This is a genomic window from Streptomyces sp. NBC_00988 (genome assembly GCF_045162645.1).
Lineage (GTDB): Bacteria > Actinomycetota > Actinomycetes > Streptomycetales > Streptomycetaceae > Streptomyces.
Genome location: NZ_CP108730.1, coordinates 3,666,044 through 3,688,290, shown reverse-complemented (window position 1 = coordinate 3,688,290; position 22,247 = coordinate 3,666,044). Strand labels below are relative to the sequence as shown.

At 69.5% G+C, this 22,247-nt stretch carries 23 protein-coding genes and 1 pseudogene; 18 read left to right on the top strand and 6 right to left on the bottom strand.

Going from position 1 to position 22,247, the window contains the following annotated elements; all coding sequences use genetic code 11:
* Positions 1-6: 6 nt before the first annotated feature.
* From sufC to OG496_RS16760, 5 genes are all read left to right on the top strand, one after another.
* Positions 7-771: a Fe-S cluster assembly ATPase SufC gene (gene sufC / locus OG496_RS16780; RefSeq protein WP_405971424.1), complete on the top strand. Its 765-nt coding sequence runs from the start codon at positions 7-9 to the stop codon at positions 769-771.
* Entirely contained in the window at positions 768-2,036 is a 1,269-nt protein-coding gene (locus tag OG496_RS16775; RefSeq protein WP_360075362.1) for a cysteine desulfurase, read from the top strand. Before sufC ends, OG496_RS16775 begins: the two co-directional genes overlap by 4 nt.
* 16 nt (positions 2,037-2,052) lie before the next feature.
* On the top strand, positions 2,053-2,526 hold the full coding sequence (gene sufU / locus OG496_RS16770; RefSeq protein WP_019060534.1) for a Fe-S cluster assembly sulfur transfer protein SufU: 474 nt from the start codon (positions 2,053-2,055) through the stop codon (positions 2,524-2,526).
* A complete protein-coding gene (locus OG496_RS16765) occupies positions 2,523-2,861 on the top strand; it encodes a metal-sulfur cluster assembly factor (protein WP_019060535.1) in 339 nt (112 codons plus the stop codon). The genes sufU and OG496_RS16765 overlap by 4 nt, the downstream gene beginning before the upstream one ends.
* Before the next feature lie 67 nt (positions 2,862-2,928).
* Positions 2,929-3,312 carry a VOC family protein gene (locus OG496_RS16760; RefSeq protein ID WP_405971423.1) on the top strand — a complete coding sequence of 128 codons (384 nt, stop codon included), beginning with the start codon at positions 2,929-2,931 and terminating at the stop codon, positions 3,310-3,312.
* 23 nt (positions 3,313-3,335) lie between these two features.
* On the opposite strand, the gene OG496_RS16755 is transcribed toward OG496_RS16760, so the two are convergent.
* Positions 3,336-4,199, bottom strand: coding sequence for an AbfB domain-containing protein (locus OG496_RS16755; protein ID WP_405971422.1), 864 nt, complete (start codon positions 4,197-4,199; stop codon positions 3,336-3,338).
* Between the two features lie 148 nt (positions 4,200-4,347).
* Here OG496_RS16755 and OG496_RS16750 point away from each other — a divergent pair, with 148 nt between their 5' ends.
* From OG496_RS16750 to dapD, 3 genes are all read left to right on the top strand, one after another.
* Positions 4,348-4,668: a multidrug efflux SMR transporter gene (locus tag OG496_RS16750; RefSeq protein ID WP_366494239.1), complete on the top strand. Its 321-nt coding sequence runs from the start codon at positions 4,348-4,350 to the stop codon at positions 4,666-4,668.
* Between the two features lie 45 nt (positions 4,669-4,713).
* Positions 4,714-5,250 carry a TetR/AcrR family transcriptional regulator gene (locus OG496_RS16745; RefSeq protein ID WP_405971421.1) on the top strand — a complete coding sequence of 179 codons (537 nt, stop codon included), beginning with the start codon at positions 4,714-4,716 and terminating at the stop codon, positions 5,248-5,250.
* A 268-nt stretch (positions 5,251-5,518) separates the two neighbouring features.
* Complete coding sequence (gene dapD, locus OG496_RS16740) at positions 5,519-6,508, top strand: 2,3,4,5-tetrahydropyridine-2,6-dicarboxylate N-succinyltransferase (protein WP_033283144.1); 990 nt, start codon at positions 5,519-5,521, stop codon at positions 6,506-6,508.
* 52 nt (positions 6,509-6,560) lie between these two features.
* Here dapD and OG496_RS16735 read toward each other — a convergent pair.
* Positions 6,561-6,827, bottom strand: a pseudogene (locus OG496_RS16735) (hypothetical protein); the annotation flags it as partial.
* A 124-nt stretch (positions 6,828-6,951) separates the two neighbouring features.
* Between OG496_RS16735 and OG496_RS16730 the strand changes: the two are divergent.
* Both OG496_RS16730 and OG496_RS16725 read left to right on the top strand, forming a co-directional pair.
* A complete protein-coding gene (locus OG496_RS16730; RefSeq protein WP_405971420.1) occupies positions 6,952-7,509 on the top strand; it encodes a SigE family RNA polymerase sigma factor in 558 nt (185 codons plus the stop codon).
* Positions 7,506-8,741, top strand: coding sequence for a WD40 repeat domain-containing protein (locus tag OG496_RS16725; RefSeq protein ID WP_405971419.1), 1,236 nt, complete (start codon positions 7,506-7,508; stop codon positions 8,739-8,741). Before OG496_RS16730 ends, OG496_RS16725 begins: the two co-directional genes overlap by 4 nt.
* Positions 8,742-8,771: 30 nt before the next feature.
* Here the strand turns inward: OG496_RS16725 and dapA are convergent, their stop codons facing one another.
* The gene (dapA, locus tag OG496_RS16720; RefSeq protein ID WP_405971418.1) at positions 8,772-9,677 is read right to left on the bottom strand and encodes a 4-hydroxy-tetrahydrodipicolinate synthase; all 906 of its coding nucleotides are present in this window, start codon (positions 9,675-9,677) and stop codon (positions 8,772-8,774) included.
* A 233-nt stretch (positions 9,678-9,910) separates the two neighbouring features.
* Here dapA and OG496_RS16715 point away from each other — a divergent pair, with 233 nt between their 5' ends.
* The 5 genes from OG496_RS16715 to OG496_RS16695 all read left to right on the top strand — a co-directional run bounded on the left by OG496_RS16715 (position 9,911) and on the right by OG496_RS16695 (position 13,033).
* Positions 9,911-10,048, top strand: coding sequence for a hypothetical protein (locus tag OG496_RS16715; RefSeq protein WP_405971417.1), 138 nt, complete (start codon positions 9,911-9,913; stop codon positions 10,046-10,048).
* Positions 10,045-10,749: a hypothetical protein gene (locus OG496_RS16710; protein WP_405971416.1), complete on the top strand. Its 705-nt coding sequence runs from the start codon at positions 10,045-10,047 to the stop codon at positions 10,747-10,749. The genes OG496_RS16715 and OG496_RS16710 overlap by 4 nt, the downstream gene beginning before the upstream one ends.
* A gap of 81 nt (positions 10,750-10,830) precedes the next feature.
* On the top strand, positions 10,831-11,535 hold the full coding sequence (locus OG496_RS16705; protein ID WP_405971415.1) for an antibiotic biosynthesis monooxygenase: 705 nt from the start codon (positions 10,831-10,833) through the stop codon (positions 11,533-11,535).
* 105 nt (positions 11,536-11,640) lie between these two features.
* Positions 11,641-12,291, top strand: coding sequence for an ArsR/SmtB family transcription factor (locus tag OG496_RS16700; protein ID WP_405971414.1), 651 nt, complete (start codon positions 11,641-11,643; stop codon positions 12,289-12,291).
* Between the two features lie 16 nt (positions 12,292-12,307).
* Positions 12,308-13,033: an SRPBCC domain-containing protein gene (locus OG496_RS16695; protein ID WP_405971413.1), complete on the top strand. Its 726-nt coding sequence runs from the start codon at positions 12,308-12,310 to the stop codon at positions 13,031-13,033.
* Between the two features lie 33 nt (positions 13,034-13,066).
* Here the strand turns inward: OG496_RS16695 and OG496_RS16690 are convergent, their stop codons facing one another.
* Positions 13,067-14,890, bottom strand: a complete 1,824-nt coding sequence (locus tag OG496_RS16690; protein WP_405971412.1) for an endonuclease/exonuclease/phosphatase family protein — start codon at positions 14,888-14,890, stop codon at positions 13,067-13,069.
* A 332-nt stretch (positions 14,891-15,222) separates the two neighbouring features.
* Between OG496_RS16690 and OG496_RS16685 the strand changes: the two genes are divergently transcribed.
* Positions 15,223-16,659: a hypothetical protein gene (locus OG496_RS16685; protein ID WP_405971411.1), complete on the top strand. Its 1,437-nt coding sequence runs from the start codon at positions 15,223-15,225 to the stop codon at positions 16,657-16,659.
* A 57-nt stretch (positions 16,660-16,716) separates the two neighbouring features.
* On the opposite strand, the gene OG496_RS16680 is transcribed toward OG496_RS16685, so the two are convergent.
* Positions 16,717-17,163: a hypothetical protein gene (locus tag OG496_RS16680; protein ID WP_366494251.1), complete on the bottom strand. Its 447-nt coding sequence runs from the start codon at positions 17,161-17,163 to the stop codon at positions 16,717-16,719.
* A gap of 37 nt (positions 17,164-17,200) precedes the next feature.
* A complete protein-coding gene (locus OG496_RS16675) occupies positions 17,201-18,364 on the bottom strand; it encodes a hypothetical protein (RefSeq protein ID WP_399396562.1) in 1,164 nt (387 codons plus the stop codon).
* Between the two features lie 436 nt (positions 18,365-18,800).
* On the opposite strand from OG496_RS16675, the gene OG496_RS16670 reads away from it, so the two are divergent.
* Both OG496_RS16670 and OG496_RS16665 read left to right on the top strand, forming a co-directional pair.
* Positions 18,801-20,252 carry an alkaline phosphatase PhoX gene (locus tag OG496_RS16670; protein ID WP_405971410.1) on the top strand — a complete coding sequence of 484 codons (1,452 nt, stop codon included), beginning with the start codon at positions 18,801-18,803 and terminating at the stop codon, positions 20,250-20,252.
* A gap of 375 nt (positions 20,253-20,627) precedes the next feature.
* Positions 20,628-22,211 carry a TROVE domain-containing protein gene (locus tag OG496_RS16665; protein WP_405971409.1) on the top strand — a complete coding sequence of 528 codons (1,584 nt, stop codon included), beginning with the start codon at positions 20,628-20,630 and terminating at the stop codon, positions 22,209-22,211.
* Positions 22,212-22,247: the final 36 nt, after the last annotated feature.

The window sequence follows — 22,247 nt, the reverse complement described above, 5'->3', positions numbered from 1 at the left end:
GAACCCATGGCAACGCTTGAAATCCACGACCTGCACGTCACCGTCGAGGCCGACAACGCCACGAAGGAGATCCTCAAGGGCGTCGACCTCACCGTGAAGCAGGGCGAGACCCACGCCATCATGGGCCCGAACGGCTCCGGCAAGTCGACCCTCGCCTACTCGCTCGCGGGCCACCCGAAGTACACGGTCACCGGCGGCACCGTCACCCTCGACGGCGAGGACGTCCTGGAGATGTCCGTCGACGAGCGCGCCCGCGCCGGCCTGTTCCTCGCGATGCAGTACCCGGTCGAGGTCCCCGGTGTGTCCGTCTCCAACTTCCTCCGCACGTCCGCCACGGCCATCCGCGGTGAGGCCCCCAAGCTGCGTACGTGGGTGAAGGAGGTCAAGGAGACCATGGAGCGCCTCTCCATGGACCCGGCCTTCGCCGAGCGCAACGTCAACGAGGGCTTCTCCGGCGGTGAGAAGAAGCGCCACGAGATCCTTCAGCTGGAGCTGCTCAAGCCGAAGATCGCGATCCTCGACGAGACCGACTCCGGCCTGGACGTCGACGCCCTGCGCGTCGTCTCCGAGGGCGTCAACCGCGTCCGCGAGACCGGCGAGGTCGGCACCCTGCTGATCACGCACTACACGCGCATCCTGCGCTACATCAAGCCCGACTTCGTGCACGTCTTCTCCGGCGGCAGGATCGTCGAGTCCGGCGGCGCCGAGCTCGCCGACAAGCTGGAGAACGAGGGCTACGAGGCCTACACGAAGGGTGGCGTATCAGCGTGACAGTGGCCCGCCAGGGGCTTTCCGGCCTCCTCGACACCGAGGCGATCCGCAAGGACTTCCCCATCCTGGACCGCACGGTCCACGACGGTAAGAAGCTCGTGTACCTGGACAACGCGGCGACCTCGCAGAAGCCGCGCCAGGTGCTCGACGCCCTGAACGAGTACTACGAGCGCTACAACGCCAACGTCCACCGCGGTGTGCATGTGCTCGCCGAGGAGGCCACGGCGCTGTACGAGGGCGCGCGCGACAAGGTCGCGACGTTCATCAACGCGCCGAGCCGCGACGAGGTGATCTTCACCAAGAACGCCTCCGAGTCGCTCAACCTCGTTGCGAACATGCTGGGTTGGGCCGACGAGCCCTACCGCGTGGACCACGAGACCGAGATCGTCATCACGGAGATGGAGCACCACTCCAACATCGTGCCGTGGCAGCTGCTCTCGCAGCGCACGGGCGCGAAGCTGAAGTGGTTCGGCCTCACGGACGACGGCCGCCTCGACCTCTCCAACATCGACGAGATCATCACGGAGAAGACGAAGATCGTCTCCTTCGTCCTGGTGTCGAACATCCTCGGCACGGTCAACCCGGTCGAGAAGATCGTGCGCCGTGCGCAGGAGGTCGGGGCCCTGGTCCTGATCGACGCCTCGCAGGCCGCGCCCCACATGCCGCTGGACGTGCAGGCCCTCCAGGCCGACTTCGTGGCCTTCACCGGCCACAAGATGTGCGGCCCGACGGGCATCGGCGTCCTCTGGGGCCGCCAGGAGCTGCTCGAAGACCTCCCCCCGTTCCTGGGTGGCGGCGAGATGATCGAGACCGTGTCGATGCACTCGTCGACATACGCTCCCGCGCCGCACAAGTTCGAGGCGGGTACCCCGCCGATCGCCCAGGCGGTCGGTCTGGGCGCGGCGATCGACTACCTGTCGGCGATCGGCATGGACAAGATCCTCGCCCATGAGCACGCGCTGACCGAGTACGCGGTGAAGCGCCTGCTGGACGTCCCCGACCTGCGGATCATCGGCCCCACCACGGCCGAGGACCGAGGCGCGGCGATCTCCTTCACGCTGGGTGACATCCACCCGCACGACGTGGGCCAGGTGCTGGACGAGGAAGGCATCGCGGTCCGGGTCGGCCACCACTGCGCCCGCCCCGTCTGCCTGCGCTACGGAATTCCTGCGACCACGCGAGCGTCGTTCTATCTGTACTCCACGCCGGCCGAGATCGACGCACTGGTCGACGGTCTGGAGCACGTACGGAACTTCTTCGGCTGAGGGGCTGGCTGGAATCGTGAAGCTGGATTCGATGTACCAGGAAGTCATCCTGGACCACTACAAGCACCCGCACGGCCGGGGCTTGCGGGATGGCGACGCCGAGGTGCACCACGTCAACCCGACGTGCGGCGACGAGATCACGTTGCGCGTGAAGTACGACGGCGAGCAGATCACGGACATCTCCTACGAGGGCCAGGGCTGCTCCATCAGCCAGGCATCGGCCTCCGTACTGAACGACCTCCTCGTCGGCAAGGAGCTGTCCGAGGCGCAGAAGATCCAGGAGACCTTCCTGGAGCTGATGCAGTCCAAGGGCAGGATCGAGCCCGACGACGCGATGGAGGAGGTGCTGGAGGACGCGATCGCGTTCGCCGGCGTCTCCAAGTACCCGGCACGGGTGAAGTGCGCCCTCCTCAGCTGGATGGCGTGGAAGGACGCGACGGCCCAGGCCCTGGGCGGAGCCGACTCCGACGCGGAAAGGAAGACGGCATGAGTGACACCGAGACCATGGAGATCAAGCCCGCCTCCGAGGAAGAGGTCCGCGAGGCCCTCCTCGACGTCGTCGACCCCGAACTGGGCATCGACGTCGTCAACCTCGGCCTGATCTACGGCGTGCACATCGACGACGCCAACATCGCCACCATCGACATGACCCTGACCTCGGCGGCCTGCCCGCTGACGGACGTCATCGAGGACCAGGCCAAGTCCGCGACGGACGGCCTCGTCAACGAACTCCGCATCAACTGGGTGTGGATGCCGCCGTGGGGCCCCGACAAGATCACGGACGACGGCCGGGATCAGCTTCGGGCGTTGGGGTTCAACGTCTGAGAACGTGTGAGCCTGCCTGAGCAGCTCTGAGCCTTCGGGTTCACCGGAACGGCCATACCTTTGGGGTATGGCCGTTTCTTTGCATCACATCGTCGTCGACACGCACGATCTGCCGGGGCTCGCTCGTTTCTGGTGCGGGGTGCTGGACTGGCGGGTGCTGTCCGAGAAACCGCGTGAAGTGGTCATCGGGCCAGGGGAGTTCGCGGAGACCGGCATCTGCTTCATGCCGGTGAGTGAGCCGAAGACCGTCAAGAACCGGCTCCACTTCGACCTCGCCCCGGACGACCAGGAGGCCGAGGTCGAGCGGATCCTCGCGCTGGGCGCGCGGCGGGTCGACATCGGGCAGGGCGAGGCCGTGGGCTGGGTGGTGCTCGCCGACCCTGAGGGCAACGAGTTCTGCGTCCTGCGGCCCAAGGCCTCGCTGATCGCCTTTCGTGACGCGCCCGCCTGATTGAACCCCCTGGTTGAGCCCGCCTAGTCGAGCCCCGCCACCAACCGGAACGCCGAGTCCGACCGGTACAGGGTGCTGTCCTGGTAGCGGTCCAGCCTGAGCTGGAAGTCCTGGTGGCGGAGGAAGCGGCCCGGGTAGTTGACCGACTCCAGCATCACCGCGCCGGAGTAGGGCGACGGGCGGGGGCAGAAGGTGGCGTCCTGTTTGAAGAGGGGGGAGCCGTCGTTGCGTTCCGCGCGGAGGATGAAGTTGCGATGGCGGAGGTAGGTGCCGTTGGCCGTCGTGAAGGAGTAACAGGAGCTGTTCGCAAGGCCCTTGACCACTTTGAAGGTGGCGGCGCGGCGGGCCGCGGCGGAGTCGGCCGGGTTGAGCTTGACGAAGTCGCCGCTCACCTGCCAGTAGCGGTCCGGGTAGTTGACCGAGCGGACCGACTTCCAGGCGGTGGAGGACGAGGAGCCCGAGGACCCGTGCGAGCCGGATGAACTCCCGTGGGACGACGTCGACTTGGCGGGTGACGGCGCTTTCGCGGAGGGCTTCGACGAGCTGTGTTCCGCGGTGGCGGGGGGCGTGGTGGTGCTCGGCGCCTTCGTCGAGGTCGGCTTGTGCTCGTCGGGCGTCGGCGTGCCCTGTTTCGACGGGGACGCGAACGAGAGCAGGCCGGGGCCGTCCGCGCCGGCCGGTGCCGTCGGGTCCGCCTTCTTCGTGCGTGACGTGTCGTCAGTTTGCTTGTCCGTCACGACGATTGCCGTGACGCACACGACGATCGTGGTGACGACGAGCGCCCCGGCCAGATAGAGCCGGCGGGTTCCGGGGGCTCGGGAGGTGTCGGGTGTCCAGCTGTTCTCCCAGGGGGAGTTGGGGGAAGGCGGGGGTGGACTGTCTGGCATGCGCTGTTCCTCCAGCGGCGCCCATGGCGACGGCCGTGACCGTGAAAGCCAGGTGTGTGAACGGTGAAACAGTAGTGGAGTGAGAGGTGTCCGAGCAGCTGTTTCAGTGAGCGGTTTCTACGGGATTCCGTTATGTACACTCGTACACATGGGATTCCTGATGCTCCTCACGGCGATCGCCGCGGAGGTGGGCGGCACCACCGCCATGAAGTTCAGCCACGGCTTCAGCCGGCTGTGGCCGTCGGTCCTCACGGTCCTCGGATACGTGCTCTCCTTCGCGCTGCTCGCGCAGACGCTGAAGTCCATGTCGGTCGGTACGGCCTACGCGATCTGGGCGGGCCTCGGCACCGCCGCCATCGTGGGGATCGGGACGGTGTTCCTCGGCGAGGGCATGACCCTCGCGAAGGCCGCCGGCATCACGCTGATCATCGTCGGGGTCGTGGTCCTCAACCTCGGCGGTGCGCACTGATGGCCGGGGGAGGCACGTACTGATGGTCAAGGGAGGCACGTACTGATGGCCCGGCGTTACGACCCCGAGCGGCGGCAGCGGATCATCGACGCGGCGATCCGGGTGGTCGGGGAGAAGGGCATCGCGGGCCTCAGCCACCGTTCCGTCGCCGCCGAGGCCGATGTTCCGCTCGGCTCGACGACGTACCACTTCACGACCCTCGACGAGCTGATGGTCGCCGCCCTGCGCCAGGCCAACGAGGCCTTCGCCAAGGTGATCGCCTCGCGGGGTGGTCTTGAGGACCCGCGGACCGACCTGGCCGGGGAGTTGGCCGGCTGGGTGGGGGAGTGGCTCGCGGGTGACCGCACGGGCGTCGAGCTGGAGTACGAGCTGTACCTCGCAGCCCTGCGCCGCCCCGCCCTGCGCCCCGTCGCCGACGAGTGGGCCCGTGACCTCGCCGACCAACTGGCCCGGCGGACCGACCCGGTGACCGCGCGGGCGCTCGTCGCGCTGATCGACGGGATCTGTCTGCAGGTGCTGCTGACGGGCGCGGCGTACGACGAGGAGTATGCGCGGGAGGTGCTGGGGCGGGTGATTCCGTGAACTCTTCGACCCCCACCGGGTAAACCGGGTAACAGGAGCCGACACGGCGGCAGGTCGACGCCGTCGACGAAGCCCACGCTCAGCATCACCAAGACGACTACACCGAGATCAGCGTCCTCCTGACCGTCGGGTGATCGCCCTGGCCTATGTCAGGAGCGGCACCCTCAAGGCACCCCCGCTGCCGTACCACGAGCCCGTGCGTGTCGTTCCCTGAGACGCCTCGCGCACGAGTTGGTCCCCGCCGCCCCCGCCAGGTTAGGTTTCCCTCATGACCGACACGACCGCACCTCGCACCACCGGCGCCGTTGCCGCCGGGCTCGCCACCGTCGCCGCCGACGGGACCGTTCTCGACACCTGGTTCCCCGCGCCCGAACTGTCCGCCGAACCCGGGCCCGCCGGTACGGAGAGCCTGTCCGCCGAGCGTGCCGTGGAGCTGCTCGGTGAGGGTGCGGCCAAGGCGATCGGCCCTGACGTCCGCCGGGGCGTCGAGGTCATCGCGGTCCGCACGGTCATCGCCTCCCTCGACGACAAGCCGCTCGACGCGCACGACGTGTACCTGCGCCTGCACCTCCTCTCGCACCGGCTGGTCAAGCCGCACGGCCAGAGCCTGGACGGCATGTTCGGCTTCCTCGCCAACGTCGCCTGGACCTCGCTCGGCCCGGTCGCCGTGGACGACGTCGAGAAGGTGCGGCTGAACGCGCGCGCCGAGGGTCTGCACCTCCAGGTGACGTCCATCGACAAGTTCCCGCGCATGACGGACTACGTGGCCCCGAAGGGCGTCCGCATCGCCGACGCCGACCGGGTCCGCCTGGGCGCGCACCTCGCCGAGGGCACGACCGTCATGCACGAGGGCTTCGTCAACTTCAACGCCGGCACGCTCGGCACGTCGATGGTCGAGGGCCGGATCTCCGCCGGTGTCGTGGTCGGCGACGGCTCGGACATCGGCGGCGGCGCGTCCACGATGGGCACGCTGTCCGGCGGCGGGAACGTCCGTATCACCATCGGCGAGCGCTGTCTGGTCGGCGCCGAGGCGGGCGTCGGGATCGCGCTCGGCGACGAGTGCGTCGTCGAGGCCGGCCTCTACGTCACCGCCGGCACCCGCGTCACGATGCCCGACGGCCAGATCGTCAAGGCCCGCGAACTCTCCGGCGCCTCCAACATCCTCTTCCGCCGCAACTCGGTCACCGGCACGGTCGAGGCCCGCCCGAACAACGCGGTCTGGGGCGGCCTGAACGAGATCCTGCACAGCCACAACTAGCGGTTCGCGCAGGTGAGTCGAGCGCCTTCCCGTTCGCCGGGAGGGCGCTCGCTCATGTCCGTACGGCCGCCGCGAACTCCGCCAGCGCGACGAAGTCCCCCTCGCGCAGCCCGAGTCGGGGATTCACGTGGTGCAGCAGCGCCGGGCCCGCGTGGCGGGCGGTCACGAACACACCGTCGGGCGCGCTCTGTTCATCGTCCACCCAGGCGAACGGGCGGCCCCCGGCGTACGCCACGATCGTCTCCGTCTTCCAGTGCACCCCGTCGGGCCGCTCGGCGAACAGCCCGGTGCCGAAGTCGACGTAGGGCAGCTCGGGCAGGGGGTGTGCGAGGCGGGCGGAAATTTCTCGTGCCGGCAGGCATAGCGGCCGTGATCCGCGCGCGTCCCAAGGGGCACAGGGGGCGGGGCATCGTGTGCCGTCGGGGAAGTGAGTGAAGGTGACGATGGATGCCGAAGGGCTGGAAGGTTTCCGGGACTTCGTGGACAACAGGTCGTCGGCGCTGCTGAGGACCGCCGTGCTGCTCAGCGGGGGAGACCGGTACGCCGGTGAGGATCTGCTGCAGAACGCGCTGGCCAAGGCGGCCGGGCGGTGGGAGCGGATCGACGAACCCGAGGCGTACGTACGGCAGATCCTCTACCGGCAGCAGGTCAGCCGGTGGCGGCTGAAGTGGCGAAGACGCGAACTGACCGTCGCCGAACCGCCGGAGACCCGCGCGGACGCGGACGCCTCGTCCGCCGCCGAGCTGCGCGTCGTGATGCGCGAAGCGCTGTCCCGGCTCACCGCCCGCCAGCGCACCGTCCTCGTGCTGCGCTACTTCGAGGACCTGCCGGAGGCCGAAGTGGCCCGGCTGCTGGGCTGTTCCGTCGGCACCGTACGGTCCACCACCCACCGTTCCCTGGCCCGACTGCGCGTCCTCGCACCGGAGTTGGCCGCCCTGGGCCCGGCCGGCACCGAGCTCGGGTCCTCCCGTGACCACTCGCCCGTGGAGGTCCGCCCGTGAACGTCGACGATCTCCTGCGCGACACGTTGCGCGAGCAGGCCGCCGAACAGCCCCCGGCGGGACCGGGGTTCGCCGACTGGGTGCTCGCCGTCCGAAGGCGCCGCCGTACCCGAAGGCTCGTGACCGTCGTCGCCGCCACGGTCGCCGTGGTCGCCGTCGCAGTCGGCGTGCCGATGCTCAACTCGGGGAAGGGCGACGTCCGTCCGTCGGGTGTCGTGGACCCGGACAGGACGAGCGCGCGCCCGGACCAGTCGCCGCCGCGCGAGCTGATCGCCGCCGGGAACACGGCACTTGCCGCTTATTACATCCCGACCACGGTCAAGAAGTCGGCCACGGAGAAGGTCACCGAGCGCACCTACTGGCTGTTCGACCGCAAGAGCGGCGCCTACGTGAAGGCCCCCAAGTGGTCGTTCGTCGCCGTCGCCCCGGGCATGAGGACCGCCGCCGTCCTGGAGCGCACCCTGCCCGCCTCCCGGATCGGCCTGCTCGACCTGGCCACCGGCGAGGTGAAGCGCTGGATCCAGGTCGGTCACAAGGTCGGTGGCCTGTCGTTCTCTGCCGACGGCCGGAAACTGGTCGCGACGACCTACACCTACAACCCCGACGCGAACTTCCAGCCGGCGGACCCCAACGTCGGGGAGCCCGAAAAGCCGTCGAGCCGCACCGGTTTCTACGTCTTCGACGTGGCCTCCGGCGAGGGCACCTGGGGCGGGGTCGCGGTCGGCGGCCAGCGGGCGGACGGCCTGAGCACCCTCGTCAACAACCGCCAGGACTTCGCCTTCACCTCCGACGACAGACACGTCTGGGCCGGCATCCCCTCGGGCGAAGTCAACAAGCTGTTCTACGACTTCACCGGCGCCGAGGTCCCCGCACCGGAGAACGGCAGCAAGTACCTGGTCTCGTACATCGACGCGGGACTGTCCCCCGACGGCAAGCACGTCGCCGGTGACTTCGCGGGGGAGACGTGGACCACCTCGTCGTACGTCATCGACTCCGCCACCGGCGAGAAGACCGAGATCCACGGGCAGGAACTGCTCGCCTGGGCCGACGACACGTCGCTCATCGCCTGGGACATCGGGAAGGGGGATTCGGGGGCGGGGAAGAGCGAGTTCCATGCGCGGCTCGTGCTGGTCACCATGGGCAGCGACAAGGAGGTACCGCTGAGCGGCTTCCTGGGGGGCAGCACGGACGTCAGCGCCGGACGGTGGAAGCCCGTCTTCGCCCAACGCTGAGAGTCCGGGGCCGACTTGGCCCCGGTCCGGTCACCCGGCGATGAACTCCTCGTACGCCGCCCGCAGCCCGTCGGCCGCATCCCGGCCGGCGGGCCGCAGCGGGGCCCGGACCGAACCCCCGGGCAGGCCCAGCGAGTTGAGCAGCGCCTTGACCGTCACCGTGCCGGGCAGCCCCGCCGACATCATCAACTCGATGAGCGGCGTGGCGCGTTGCTGGAGGCGGGTGGACACGGGGGTGTCGCCCGCCTCGAACGCGTCCAGGATCGCCCGGAGTCGAGCCGGGACGACGTTCGCGACCGTGCTCACATAACCCGCCCCGCCCACCGCGTACAGCGCGAGGATGTGTTCGTCGCACCCCGCGTAATACGCCAACTCCGTTCTGCCCAGCACCTTCTGGGCGCCGAGGAAGTCGTAGGAACAGTCCTTGACCGCGACGATCCTGGGGTGCTCGGCGAGCCGGATCATGGTCTCCGGTTCGATACGGGTGCCGGTGCGGCCCGGGATGTCGTAGAGGACGAGAGGGAGGCCGGACGCGTCGGCGACCTCGCGGAAGTGCGCCTCCAGGGCGTCCTGCGGGGGCCTGCTGTAGTACGGCGAGACCACCAACACCCCGTCCGCGCCCGCCTTTTCGGCCTGGAGGGCGAGTTCCACGGTGTGCCGGGTGTCGGAGGTGCCGACGCCCGAGACGAGGGGGACCCGGTCGCCGACGGCCTCGCGGACGGCGGTGATGAGAGCCGCCTTCTCCGCGTCCGTCGTGGTCGGCGACTCACCCGTCGTCCCGGACAGCACGAGCCCGTCACAGCCCTCCGACACCAGCCGCTCGGCGAGGAGTTGGGCACCGGGGAGGTCGAGCCCCCCGGCCTCGGTGAAGGGGGTGACCATCGCGCACAGGGCGCGGCCGAAGGGGGGAGGGGCGGAGCGGGCTGAGGTCGTCATGGGAGTAGTCTCGGCAGATCAATAGTGAAGCACCACTTAATTCTTCTACCGGGTATTGATAAGAAGTGCTGCGTAATGAGGGTGCGTGGCAAGGGGAGGCGCGGAGACGGGGGCGGCCCCTGCCAACCCCCTGCCCTCAAGGCCCTATGTCCAATTGACCCCCTCATGGGTCACCATGGCCAGGAAGGTCACAGACGTGGGAAGTCGATCCACCCCTGGTCACGGGAGGCGTCATGAAGCTCGGCAAGGCACTGGCCACCGGAGTCGCCGAAGAGCGGCCGCAGATCCACGAGGAAGAGCTCGAACTCCCCGAGGGGATCGCGGAGTTCACGGAGGAGAAGGCGCCCGAAGAGGTACCGGCCGCCCGATGAGGCTGCGGCTCCCCGAGGAACGCCCGACGGAGCCGCCGACCGGATTCAAGATCGCCCACCCGGTGCTGTCCCAGGACGGCACCCGGGCCGGGTTCACCGGTGTGTCGCTGGGCGGCGCGCTGCCGTACGGAGTCGTGGCCGACGCGTCCTGCGTGTACGGCCGCCGGCACCGTTCGCCCGCGCGACTCTGCGACTGCGGCTTCCACTGTGTGCACGAACGGGCGGCTGCGGAAGCCCTGTTGTGCACCGCCGAGCACCGCGCGGCGGTCCTCCTCGACATCACCGTGCTCGGCACCTACATCCGCTTCGAACTCGGCTTCCGCTACGCCCGCCAACGCGTCCGCACCGCCACCGTCGGCCCCTGCGCCTGCGGCGCCCGGTCCGTCGCCCTCGCCGACGCCGGTTGGGGCAGGCCCGGCTGGCGCGCCCTGGCCGCCGCATGCGCGGGCTGCGTCCGCAGTCGTACGTCCGTCTCGCTCGCCGAGTTCGCCCGACTGGCCGGGGACGGGCTGCGGGTGGTGGCGGGGAGCGGCGGCCCAGGAGGCCTGGGAGATCCAGGAGACCCGGCGGCGACCGTCGACCCCGGACTTCCCGAAGGGCTCGGTGTGCCCGAACTCGTCGCGGAGGCCGCCCTGTTGCAGGCTCGGCTGGACTGGTTCCAGAGCCGGTTGGCCCGGCTGGAAGGGAGCGGGGGACAGTAACAGGGCGGGCCTTGACCTCAACTTTGGTCGAGGTTGAAGGCTGGTCGGTACAGACACTCGTGCCGATCAGTGGAGGCCCGCATGACCCGCCGTACCGACTCCCACCCCGACCTCGCCGACCCCCGGGTCGGCGCCCCCATCTTCAGCACCTGGCGGGTAGGGACGCCGCTGCGCCAACGGCAGTCCGTCGAGGCGATCGCGGGCGCCTGGGAACGCCGCCCCTGGCCCGCCGGTGACCTCCTCGGCTACCACGTGTACACCGGCCACGACTCCTCCACCCTGCTGCACTACTCGCAATGGACGAGCGAGCCGGCGTACGAGACCTTCGTCAAGACCCACCGCCAGGAGCGTGTCGACGAGATCGGCACCGCCGTACCGGCCATCGAGCGACTCGGCCTCGGCCGCTACCGCCACTACCGCAGCGGTGGCCCGGCGGACCGGGGCGGCCGTGTCCCCGGATGCGTCGTGATCGTCGACGTGGAGTTCGAGGGCCCCGACCCCGACCGCCAACGCGCCTGGGTGGACGCCGTGTTCGAGGCCCTGGAGAGCGAACCCGCGCCGCACCCGGGCGGTATCTCCGCCCACTTCCACCTCTCCACCGACGGCACCCGCGTCCTCAACTACGCCGAGTGGGACAGCGCCCGGTCCCACCTGGACGCCCTCGCCGCCCCCGGCGACGGCATCGGCTCCGCCACCGCGCTCTGGGAACGCGTCCAGACCTGGCCGGGACTGAAGAGCACCACGGTGAGCCGTTATGACCACGCGCTCGGCCTCGTCCCCGACTGACCGGCGGAAGTGCGACCGGCGCGGAAGCCCGACCGGCCGACAGCAGGCTCCGCCGACAATCTCACCCGCCTGGACAAAAAAAGTGTTCGGTGAGACGGTGGACGCATGCTGGACGTCACCGTGATCGAGGACCCCGAGGCCGCAGCCGTCTCGCTGGACCCCATAAGGGCCCGCCTGCTCGCCGAGCTGGCGGGCGGGCCCGCGTCGGCCACCATGCTGGCCGGCAAGGTCGGACTGCCCCGGCAGAAGGTGAACTACCACCTCAAGGCGCTGGAGCGGCACGGCCTGGTCGAGCTGGCCGGCGAGCGGCGCAAGGGCAATGTCACCGAGCGGCTGATGCGGGCGACCGCCGCGTCGTACGTCATCTCGCCGCTCGCGCTCGCCGCCGTGCAGCCGGACCCGGACCGGTTCCGCGACCAGCTCTCCGCGCGCTGGCTGCTGGCGCTCGGCGCCCGGCTGGTGCGGGACGTCGGTTCGCTGATCACCGGGGCGACCAAGGCCCACCAGCGGCTGGCGACCTACGCGCTGGACGGCGAGGTGCGCTTCGCGTCCGCCGCCGACCGGGCCGCGTTCATCCAGGAACTGACCGCAGGGGTGAGCGCCCTCATCCGCAAGTACGACGCGGGTGACGCCGAGGAGGGACGCGACCACCGGATCATCGTGGCCGTCCATCCCACGGTGAAGGAAGCCAAGGAACAGCCGCAACCCCAGCCCGTCCCCGAACCGGACCCGTCCACCCCGGAATTGGACCAGTAGGACTCAGGAGCCAGTCATGTCCAAGGAATTCGAGATCGTCTACGAGTTTGAGGTCGACGCCACGCCGGGGGAGGTGTGGGACGCCATCACGTCCGGTACGGGCGGGTGGCTGTGGCCGATGGAGTTCGACGGGGAGAAGCGGGTCGGGCCCTTCGGGTCCACGCTCACGAACTTCGACCCGCCGCACCGGCTCACCGCGCGCACCGAGGACGTCGGGTTCCCGATCCAGAGCCTCAACCAGATCGACGAGACCATCGAGCCCCGTGACGACGGCCGGCGGGCGTGGGTGCGGTATGTGCACAGCGGGATCTTCACCGACGACTGGGACAACCAGTACGACGGCGCGAGCAAGCACAACGGGTTCTATCTGCACACCCTCCGGGAGTACGTGACCCACTTCGCCGGTCGGGCGGTCGCGTTCGCGACACTCAACGGGCCCGATGCCTCAATCGCCCCTGACGCGCTGGAAGTTGCGGCCCGGGCGCTCGGCCTCGCGGACGACACCGCAGAGGGGGCACGGGTGCGGGCGCGCGGGCCCGAGGGCCAACTCCTCGACGCCGTAGTGGACTTCCGCGACCCGTACTTCATCGGACTGCGCACCGACAGGGCGCTGATCCGGTTCTTCGGGCGCAACCACTGGGGTGCCCCGGTCGGCGTCAGCGTCCACGACTTCGCCGCGGACGCCGACGCCAAGACGAACGAACTCGCCTGGCAGGGCTGGCTGGACGGGGTCTTCGCCTGACCTGGTGCAGACCCCGTCCAACCCTCGCAGGTGCTACGGCTGGAAGCGCAGCACCTGCGGGTCGTGGTCGCTGATCTGGTCGTTGAACTCCGAGTTGATGTGGACGCTGTCGTACTCGAAGCAGTCCTTGCGGATCGACGGGCTGATCAGGATCTGGTCCAGGACCTGCTCGTTGCCCTGGTAGTCGTACGTGTAACGCTCGTTCTTCGGCAGGGACTTGATCGCCGAGTACAGCTCGCCGTCGCCTTCGAGGATCTTCGCGGTGTCGGAGAACTCGAAGTCGTTCATGTCGCCGAGCGTGATCACGTCCGCGTTCTTCTGCGCGGCGAGGATCTCGTCGACGAAGGCGTTGACCGCCGTCGCCTGCGCGTGGCGCTGGGTCTCCGAGCTGCGGGTGACCGGCTGGTACTGCGCGGTCAGGGGCTGGTCGCCGCCCTTGGAGATCAGGTGGTTGGCGATCACGAAGACCGTCCTGCCCTTGAACACGAACTCGCCCGCGAGCGGCTTGCGGCTCGCGCTCCAGGCCGCGTTGGCCGGGTCGATCCGGCCCGGGGAGACGGTCAGTTGGGCCTTGCCGTGCACCTTGGTGACACCGACGGCGGTGGTGGAGTCGCCGCCCGCGCGGTCGGTGAAGGAGACCCGCTCCGGGTTGAACAGGAACACCTGGCGGATGTTGCCGCCGGGCTCGCCGCCGTCCTGGTCGTTGACCGGGTTGATCGAGCGCCAGTCGTACTTCGGGCCGCCGGCCGCGACGATCGCGTCGATCAGCTTGTTGACCGTGACGCTCGCGTCGACCGTGCCGTCGTCCGTGGCACCGTTGTTGTCCTGGATCTCCTCCAGGGACACGATGTCGGGGGACTGCAGGTTGTTCACGATCGCGGCGGCGTGCGCGGCGAAGGTGCCGTCCGACGGGTCGAGGTTCTCGACGTTGTACGTCGCCACCGCGAGCTGGCTCTTCGACTGCTTCTTCGTGGTCTCGCGCTTGAGACCGCCGCTCTTCACGGCGCCGATCTCGTTCGCGACGAGGGTATAGCCGCCGTACTGGTTGAAGTCCAGCGGACCGGCCGTGGTGCCGGTCAGCTTGTCGCCGACGTTGACGACCGGGAAGTCCGCCGTCGCGCCCAGGGACTGGATCTGCAGGCGGCCGCCGTTCTGCGAGTCGTAGGAGCCGTAGATCGTGCCGCCGCGCTGGGTGGCGTTCTCGTGCGGCTTCACCGTGACCCACAGCTCCGCGTACGGGTCGGTCGCGGTGACCACGCGTGCGTCGGAGACCTGGACGTTCATGCCCTCAAGGGACTCGTAGTAGTCTAGGGCGTACTTCTTCGGCTGCAGCGTCAGCGCGTTGACCGAATTGCTCGCGGCGGTGTCGCCGGCCGGCGTGTACTTGCTCGGCACGGACCGGTCGCTGATCACCGTGGCGGCCGGTACGGCGTTGCCGCTGGAGACGACGGTGACCGTCGGCTTGGTGATCTCGGTCAGCGACTGGTTGCCCGTGGCGGCACCGCCCGGCACGTACTCGGAGACCGTGCCGGAGACGGTGACCGAGTCGCCGACGGCGACCTTCGGCGTGGAGCTGGTGAAGACGAAGACGCCCTCGCTGGTGGCCGGGTTGTCGTCCGGGGTCGCGTCCTGGAACCAGAACCCCTTCGACGAGCCGTACGTGCGGACGCCCGTGACGATGCCCGGTACGTCCGCGACCTTCTGGCCGGCGTACGGGGACACCCGGGTCGTGCCCTGGATGTCATGGATGCGCACGCTGTCGGCGTGCGCGGGCGAGGTGAGAACGATCGTGGACGCCACGGAACAGACGGCGGCGACGGTCAGCGCGGCGAGGCGCGCGGAGGACTTGCTCGGCAACGGGATCCCTCCGGGGACATGCATGAGTGCCGGGACGAGGGTGATGGAACAACAGGAACAGGTGAGAACAGGTAATACGGCGGTGGGAGCCGCGAACCGGTGGGGCGGTGGCGACGCGCGTAGAACTTACCTGGAATGGGTGTCCATGACATTTCTACGCGCGTCAATCTCATTGCGGGGCCGCCCAGTTGTCAAGGTTTCAGCCATGTACTCCTCGTGGCCGGAACATGAACCGGGCGGCATGGGTCGAAATCCGTCTAGGCTGAGCGGCTGAGTCGTGTGTCATGAACGGCCGTCGTACGGCCATCGAGGCGCCCTAGGAGAACCCACCGATGTCAGACAGCTCCCCCTTGCCGCCGGTGCGGCTGCACTCCGAAGCGGAGCTGGCGCGCGACGCGCTGTCCACACCCCTGCTCGCCCGGGCCGCACGGCTCGCCCGCTGGGCGGGACCCGACACCCGGATCGACGCCGGTGGCAGCCTTGCCGACGAGCAGCTGCCCGCCGCGGCCGAGCTCCTCGGGCTCACCGGCGAGGACGCCGCGGCCGACGCGAGCGAGGCCTGGCGGGTCGCCGTGGACACCGGGCTCGTCGAGGTCGTCGACGAGGAGGCGGGCACCGTCGCGGCCGGCGAGGAGCTGGCGCTGCTCACCTCCGGCTCGCCCGGCGACGTGCTCGCGGTGTGGCTCGGCGCCCTCGACACCCTCCTCGCGGACGCGAGCGTGCCCGATCTGGACGGTCTTGTCGACGCCATGGACGAGGGCGGCGAGGTCGATTTCTCGTCACTCGACTGGGACCCCGAGGCGGAGGCCGAGTTCCTCGACGGCGTCCTCGGGAATCTGTACCTGCTGACCGTCAACGAGGACGGCCCCGGCGACGGCCCCGTCCCGCTGCCCGCGCTCGCCGCGTCGATGATCGTGCCCAGCGACATGGGCGAGCCCACCAACGACGTCCTGGAACAGGTCTCCGACGCGATGATGCGTCTCGACGACCAGTTCCGGCTCCTCGAACCGGTCGGCATCGTCGAGTACCAGCCCGTCGACGAGGCCCTCATGGCCGACCCCGACGAACTGACGGACGGACCCTCCGCGCCCGTCGACGAGACCGACGTCACCCGCTACGGCATGGTCCGCCTCACCCCCCTCGGCCTCTACGGCCTGCGCGCCCGCCTCCTGGAGGCCGGCTTCGCCGCCCCCGCCGTAGGAGATCTCGCGGACAAGGGCGCGGACGCGCTGCTCGACGGGACGTCGACGTTCCCGCAGGCGGCCGCGCGGGCCGAGACCGAGCAGTGGCTGGCCGGCCGTGAACCCCTCGCCGCGGCACGGGAGTTGCTCGCCGCGGCCCGCGGCGCCGACACCGGCGCGCCCCTGCGGCGGCTGCTCTGCCAGCAGGCGCTCTCCCTCGTCGGCGACGAGGCCGAGTCCGCGCTCCGCGAGGTCCTCGACGACCCCGAACTCGGCGGCCTCGCCCGGGTCTGGCTGAGCGAACACGGCGCGAGCGACGTCCCCGCGCCCTCCGAGGACCTGGTGTTCTGGCTGACCGTCGACACGGTCGCCGCGCAGCTCGCCGCCGAGGGCAACTCCGAGGAGCTGCAGGCCCTGGTGGAGGGCCTGGCGCAGCAGCACAACGGGTTCTTCGCGGCGGCCTGGCGGGTCGACCACCCGGCGACCGCGGACGTCCTGGAGGCGATGGGCCGCCTGCACCCGGACAAGCGGATCGCGAAGGAAGCGCGGAAGGCCGCCTTCAAGGCGCGCTCCCAGCAAGGGAGTTGACGCAGAAAGCCGGGGTGTGGAGAGGCCGGCCCCTCCACACCCCGACGGTTCACCGCCTCAGCAGTGGTAGCTCGTCGTGTGCTTGAACGACGAGGTGTCCCCGTTGAAGCCGTACGTACCCCGGTAGGCCGGCGGGTTCTGGAACTCGCCGACGAGGGTCATCGCGTTGGCATAGGAGCCCGGGCCGGTGCGCTTCGCGTCGAGGCGGATCGTCTCGCCCATGAAGCCGCCCGTGATGTCCCAGGGGGCGCCGCTGATGCCGGAGGTGATCTGACCGCCGGTCACGACGTGCGGGTAGGTGTTGGGGTTGTACCGCACCTCGATGGCGAAGGTCATCGCCCCGTTGTGCAGTTCCAGCTTGGCGGACGCGGAGACCGCCTCGGCGGTCATGTCCTGCTGCGAGGCGAACGCCTCGTCACGCGTCTTGACTTCCGCGCCCTGGGGATTGTGGAAGCGGTGCTCGGAGCCGGCGTGACTCTTCTGCCGCTTGGCCTGCGTGGTCATGCTGATTCCCTCTTCCGGTACGGGTGTCGGTTGACCGTCAGGCCAGCTGCTCGGCGATCTCCACCCGCAGCAGTGCGCGGACGTTCTCGATGTGGTTGGCCACGGTGACGACCGAGGAGCCCGCGAAGAGCAGACCGGTCGCGACGTTGTCGAGGGAGGTCACCAGCGAACCGGAGTCGCCGCCCGCCGAGATGCTCGTCGTCAGCACCTGGTCCTTGAACCGGGCCGTGCCCGCCGTGCCGTAGCCGACGTCGATCGTGACGTCGGTCGCGATGATCCGGCCGAAGCTGATGTTCGTCGTACGGCCGGTCTTCTTCACCAGGTCGCCGACCGACACGTTGGCCTTGCGCCGCCAGGCGCGCGGCGCACCGCTGAAGTGCTGCTCACGGGTGGCGTCCTGGAAGTCCACGGCGCCGAGCGCGCAGTCCACCACGTTGTTGTGGCGCTCCACCGGGGTCTGCGGCGCGAACTGGATCGGGATGAACCGCTCCAGGGTCGCGATGCGGTCGTCCGGGTCCGTGCCGCCGTCGTACGCGCCGGGCTGCAGGATCGGGCTGCCCAGCTGGGCACGGTTGCAGTCGGCCAGAACGTGGTTGTTGGAGAGGACGTAGAACCTCGCCGGTGTGCCGAGGCCGGGACCGGGCGGGTCCACGGAGGCGCCCGGCAAGAAGTCGTAGACCACGCTGCCCAGCGTGCCCGCGGTCACCCGTACGTTGCCGACCGAGACGCCGGAAGGCGACGGACGCATACGGCGCTTGAGTTGCTGCGGCTCGAACTGTCCGAGCCCGCTGCGCTCCTCCAGCAACGGCTGCGAGAGGCCGGCGAGTTGCTCGGCCGTGCTGCTGTCGCTCTGGTAGGAGGCACCGCGGTCCTCGGAGCGGCCCGAGGTCCTGCGTTGCTGCTGCTGACGCTGCGCGGCGACATGGCCGACCGCGACGACGTCGGTGGGGGTGCCGTCGTCCATCGTCCGCGGGATGACATCCCGCTCGGGGAGCTGGGACTCCGGAACCTTCTGGGTCACGAACACCAGCACGGCCGCCTCGCCCGTGGCCTGTCCGTCGATCCACTTCACGCCGTGGCCGAAGCCGACGACGTTGGCCAGCGGCGACTGCGGCCGCAGGAAGTCTGAATTCGCTTGCTGGCGGGAGCTGTCACTCAGCTGACCACCAGTCGGTCCTCGCATCATCTCGGGCTGGCTCACGCCAGACCACCTCATCAGATTACGGCTCTTGGTCCCTTATCGGCTGCGGCGATCGCGCCTTCTCGAAAGGGCCGTTCAAGGGGGCACTTCCCGCTCACACGGGCCGGATTCGTGAACCGGCCTTCCGCGGTGTGCTCTTCAGGTCTATGGCCGGAGGGCGGGCGGAGTCAAGGCAATCTGAAATGAATCACGAATTTCATCCTGATCCATACTTTCCGTCCTGCTCGTGCCTTTTGACCTTGCTTTCGCAATGCGTCCGCTCACATCTTCCGAAGCGTGGGACTTTTGGGTCCCGTGGGTCGGTGCATACGGATTCATGGAAGAGAGGCAGGCGATGTCGCCCCGCGTTCAACTCCCGTTCAGACATGGGCGGAAGCGTGGCGCCGACCGAGGTCCGCCACCCTCCACGGCACACCCACCGTCACAGGAGACACGCATGTCGCTCACCCGCAGGGATTTCACCGCCAAGTCCGCGATGACCGGTGCCGGGGTCGCGCTGGCGGGCAGCGTCGGCGCCCTCGCCACCGCGCCCAACGCCCTCGCTTCCACCGACACCTACGGCGAGGAGTCGGCGGCCGATCACGGGCACGGGCACACCGGCGTCGGCTACGGCACGCTGATCCCCGACCCGGACGGCATCCTCGCCCTCCCCGCCGGCTTCAAGTACCGCGTCATCACCTACAGCGGCAAGACCAAGCTGGAGTCGGGCGAGTTCACCCCCTCCAACCACGACGGCACGTCCACCTTCGACGGCCCGCGCGGCGCCACCCTCCTCGTCAACAACCACGAACTGGCCGGCCCCCGCGCCCAGTGGCCCCACCCCGTTCCGCTCACCGAGGGTCTGGTCTACGATCCCGCCGCGGCCGGCGGCTGCACGGTCGTCGAGGTCCGCCGCGACCACGTCGCCGAGTGGGTCGGCATCGCCGGCACCGCCACCAACTGCGCGGGCGGCAACACCCCTTGGGACACCTGGCTCACCTGCGAGGAGACCGAGGACAAGGCCGGCACCAACGGCTTCACCAAGGACCACGGTTACGTCTTCGAGGTCGACCCCGTCGACCGCCGCGCCAACCGGAACCCCAAGCCGATCAAGGCACTTGGCCGCTACGCCCACGAGGCCGTCGTCGTCGACCCCAAGCGCGGCCACCTCTACCTGACGGAGGACGCGGCCAACCCGAACGGCCTCCTCTACCGCTGGACCCCGCCCGAGCACTTCCACCACGGCCGCGGCAAGCTCCGCACCCTCGCCGACGACGCGGGCGTCCTCCAGGCCTTCAAGTGCTTCGACTCCGGCGGCAAGTTCGTCGACGACCTCTCCCGCGCCACGAAGATCGGCACGGTGTACGGCGTCGACTGGGTGACCGTCCCCGACCGCGACGCCAAGACCACCTCCGTCCGCAAGCAGTTCGCCACCGGCGAGGTCACCCGCGCCCGCAAGCTGGAGGGCATGTGGTGGGGTGACGGCGGCACGTACATCGTCTCCTCGTTCGCCCGCACGGAGAGCCCCGTCCAGCACGACGGCGCCGTCTGGTTCTACGACCCCAAGCGCCGCACCCTCACCCTCAAGGTCCTCATCGGCGTCAACCCCGACCCGTCCGTGGACGGCGTGTTCGACGGCCCCGACAACATCACGGTCTCGCCCTACGGCGGCCTCGTCATCGCCGAGGACGGCGAGGGCGTCCAGCACCTGTTCGGCGCGACGGACAGCGGCCGCACGTACCCGATCGCCCGCAACGAACTCAACATCGGCACCGCAGAGAAGCCGGAATACAGCGAGTTCACGGGGGTCACCTTCTCACCCGACGGCAAGACCCTGTACGCGAACATCCAGACCCCGGGCATCATGCTCGCGATCACCGGGCCCTGGAAGCGGCAGAAGCGCGGCTGAACTCCCGTACGGAATTAATTGGTTGGCCCCTCCAGAGCTGTGCCTCCTACTCTGAGATCACAACAGCACGCACCTCCCGGTGCGCAGGCCGCGGTTACTTCGTTGCAACCGAAAAAGACACCGCAGCCGTTCTTGATCTCGGGAGGCGCAGCTCATGGTGGGTGCCCGGTGCGCAGGCAACGGTTACTTCATTGGACCGGACGGTTGCGGGTTCGAGTCCCGTCATCGACTTCGGGTCGGTGTAGCTCAATTGGGTAGAGCATCTGACAAGTCCGTCGCCGCTCTCTGATCTCGGGCATCCACCTTTCGCTGCGTCTTCCTCCGAAAAACCCATGTTCCGAGGAACAAGGGACAATGAATTCGGGGGAATTCACCATGGCGCGTTTCAACACCAAGGCGGCGAAGGCCCAGCCCACCTCGCGAGTCACCTCCACGGGCCGAGTGCTCCGTACCTACCAGGGCGGCCGAGGCAGTGAGCGCGACGCGCGCTCCGAGCTCTTCCTGCTCGCCGTCGCCAACTTCGTTTCCCAGCAGACCTTTTACGAGTCCGGCGCCGACCGTGACGACCGCTTCGCGACCCTCGTGCGCGAGCTCGCCGTCACCGACCCGGCCTGGACGGCCGGCCTCCTCGGCTGGCTGCGCGGCGAGGGCAACCTCCGTACGGCCGCCGTCGTGGGCGCCGCCGAGTACGTGAAGGCCCGCCTCGACGCCGGCGCCACCGACGGCCCCTCGAACCGGCAGGTCGTCGACTCCGTGCTCCGGCGCCCGGACGAGCCCGGCGAGCTCCTCGCGTACTGGACCGCGCACTACGGCCGCGCGATCCCGAAGCCGGTCAAGCGCGGTGTCGCCGACGCCGTACGACGTCTCTACGGCGGCAAGTCGCTGCTCAAGTACGACACCGCGTCCAAGGGCTACCGCTTCGGCGACATCCTGAACCTGGTGCACGCGGCGCCGGACCCGGACAAGGCGTGGCAGGGCGAGCTGTTCCAGTACGCGCTGGACCGGCGGCACCACCCGGACACCGCCGTACCGCCCGCGTCGAACCAAGTCCTCACCGCACACCGCGAGTTGATGGCGCTGCCGGTCCCGAAGCGGCGCGCGGTCGTCACGGCGGCCGACGGCTCGGAGCGGCTCGCGGCGGCCGGAATGACGTGGGAGGCGCTGGCCGGCTGGCTGCAGGGCCCGATGGACAAGGCGGCCTGGGAGGCGGTCATTCCGTCCATGGGTTCGATGTCGCTCGTCCGCAACCTCCGGAACTTCGACGAGGCCGGGGTCTGCGACGAGGTCGCGGCCCGGGTCGCGGCGAAGATCAGCGACCCGGCGGAGGTCGCGCGCTCGCGGCAGTTCCCCTTCCGGTACCTCGCCGCGTACCAGCACGCGCCCTCGCTGCGCTGGTCGTACCCGCTGGAGCGGGCGCTCGGCCACTCGCTGGCCAACGTGCCCGCGCTGCCGGGCCGCACGCTGGTGCTCGTGGACCGCTCGGGGTCGATGTTCTACTCCCGGCTGTCCGACCGCTCGGAGCTCAACCGGGCCGACGCGGCGGCGATCTTCGGCACGGCGCTCGCGCTGCGGGCGGCGGACGCGGACCTCGTCGAGTTCGGTACGACGAGCAAGCGCCTGGACCTCGGCGCGGGCGAGTCGGTGCTCAAGGTCCTGGGCCGCTTCGGCGACCTGGGCGGCACCGACACCACCTCCGCGGTCCGCTCGCACTACCGGGGCCAGGACCGGGTGCTGATCATCACCGACGAGCAGGCTGCGTACAGCCACTACGGCGACCCGACCGAGCAGGTCCCGGCCCACGTGCCGGTCTACACCTGGAACCTCGCCGGGTACCGAGCGGGCCACGGCCCGTCCGGCAAGGCGAACCGGCACACCTTCGGTGGCCTCTCGGACGCGGCCTTCCGGATGGTGCCGCTGCTGGAGGCGGCCCGCGACGCGGACTGGCCCTGGGCTGCCTGAACGATGCCGTGTGGCCCGCACCCGCACATGGGTGCG

Bases quoted from the DNA above. Each gene is read 5' to 3' on its own strand.
- sufC (WP_405971424.1), top strand. From the start codon at position 7: ATGGCAACGCTTGAAATCCACGACCTGCACGTCACCGTCGAGGCCGAC.
- OG496_RS16765 (WP_019060535.1), top strand. From the start codon at position 2,523: ATGAGTGACACCGAGACCATGGAGATCAAGCCCGCCTCCGAGGAAGAG.
- OG496_RS16760 (WP_405971423.1), top strand. From the start codon at position 2,929: ATGGCCGTTTCTTTGCATCACATCGTCGTCGACACGCACGATCTGCCG.
- OG496_RS16755 (WP_405971422.1), bottom strand. From the start codon at position 4,199: ATGCCAGACAGTCCACCCCCGCCTTCCCCCAACTCCCCCTGGGAGAAC.
- OG496_RS16750 (WP_366494239.1), top strand. From the start codon at position 4,348: ATGGGATTCCTGATGCTCCTCACGGCGATCGCCGCGGAGGTGGGCGGC.
- OG496_RS16745 (WP_405971421.1), top strand. From the start codon at position 4,714: ATGGCCCGGCGTTACGACCCCGAGCGGCGGCAGCGGATCATCGACGCG.
- dapD (WP_033283144.1), top strand. From the start codon at position 5,519: ATGACCGACACGACCGCACCTCGCACCACCGGCGCCGTTGCCGCCGGG.
- OG496_RS16730 (WP_405971420.1), top strand. From the start codon at position 6,952: ATGGATGCCGAAGGGCTGGAAGGTTTCCGGGACTTCGTGGACAACAGG.
- dapA (WP_405971418.1), bottom strand. From the start codon at position 9,677: ATGACGACCTCAGCCCGCTCCGCCCCTCCCCCCTTCGGCCGCGCCCTG.
- OG496_RS16715 (WP_405971417.1), top strand. From the start codon at position 9,911: ATGAAGCTCGGCAAGGCACTGGCCACCGGAGTCGCCGAAGAGCGGCCG.
- OG496_RS16710 (WP_405971416.1), top strand. From the start codon at position 10,045: ATGAGGCTGCGGCTCCCCGAGGAACGCCCGACGGAGCCGCCGACCGGA.
- OG496_RS16705 (WP_405971415.1), top strand. From the start codon at position 10,831: ATGACCCGCCGTACCGACTCCCACCCCGACCTCGCCGACCCCCGGGTC.
- OG496_RS16700 (WP_405971414.1), top strand. From the start codon at position 11,641: ATGCTGGACGTCACCGTGATCGAGGACCCCGAGGCCGCAGCCGTCTCG.
- OG496_RS16695 (WP_405971413.1), top strand. From the start codon at position 12,308: ATGTCCAAGGAATTCGAGATCGTCTACGAGTTTGAGGTCGACGCCACG.
- OG496_RS16685 (WP_405971411.1), top strand. From the start codon at position 15,223: ATGTCAGACAGCTCCCCCTTGCCGCCGGTGCGGCTGCACTCCGAAGCG.
- OG496_RS16680 (WP_366494251.1), bottom strand. From the start codon at position 17,163: ATGACCACGCAGGCCAAGCGGCAGAAGAGTCACGCCGGCTCCGAGCAC.
- OG496_RS16670 (WP_405971410.1), top strand. From the start codon at position 18,801: ATGTCGCTCACCCGCAGGGATTTCACCGCCAAGTCCGCGATGACCGGT.
- OG496_RS16665 (WP_405971409.1), top strand. From the start codon at position 20,628: ATGGCGCGTTTCAACACCAAGGCGGCGAAGGCCCAGCCCACCTCGCGA.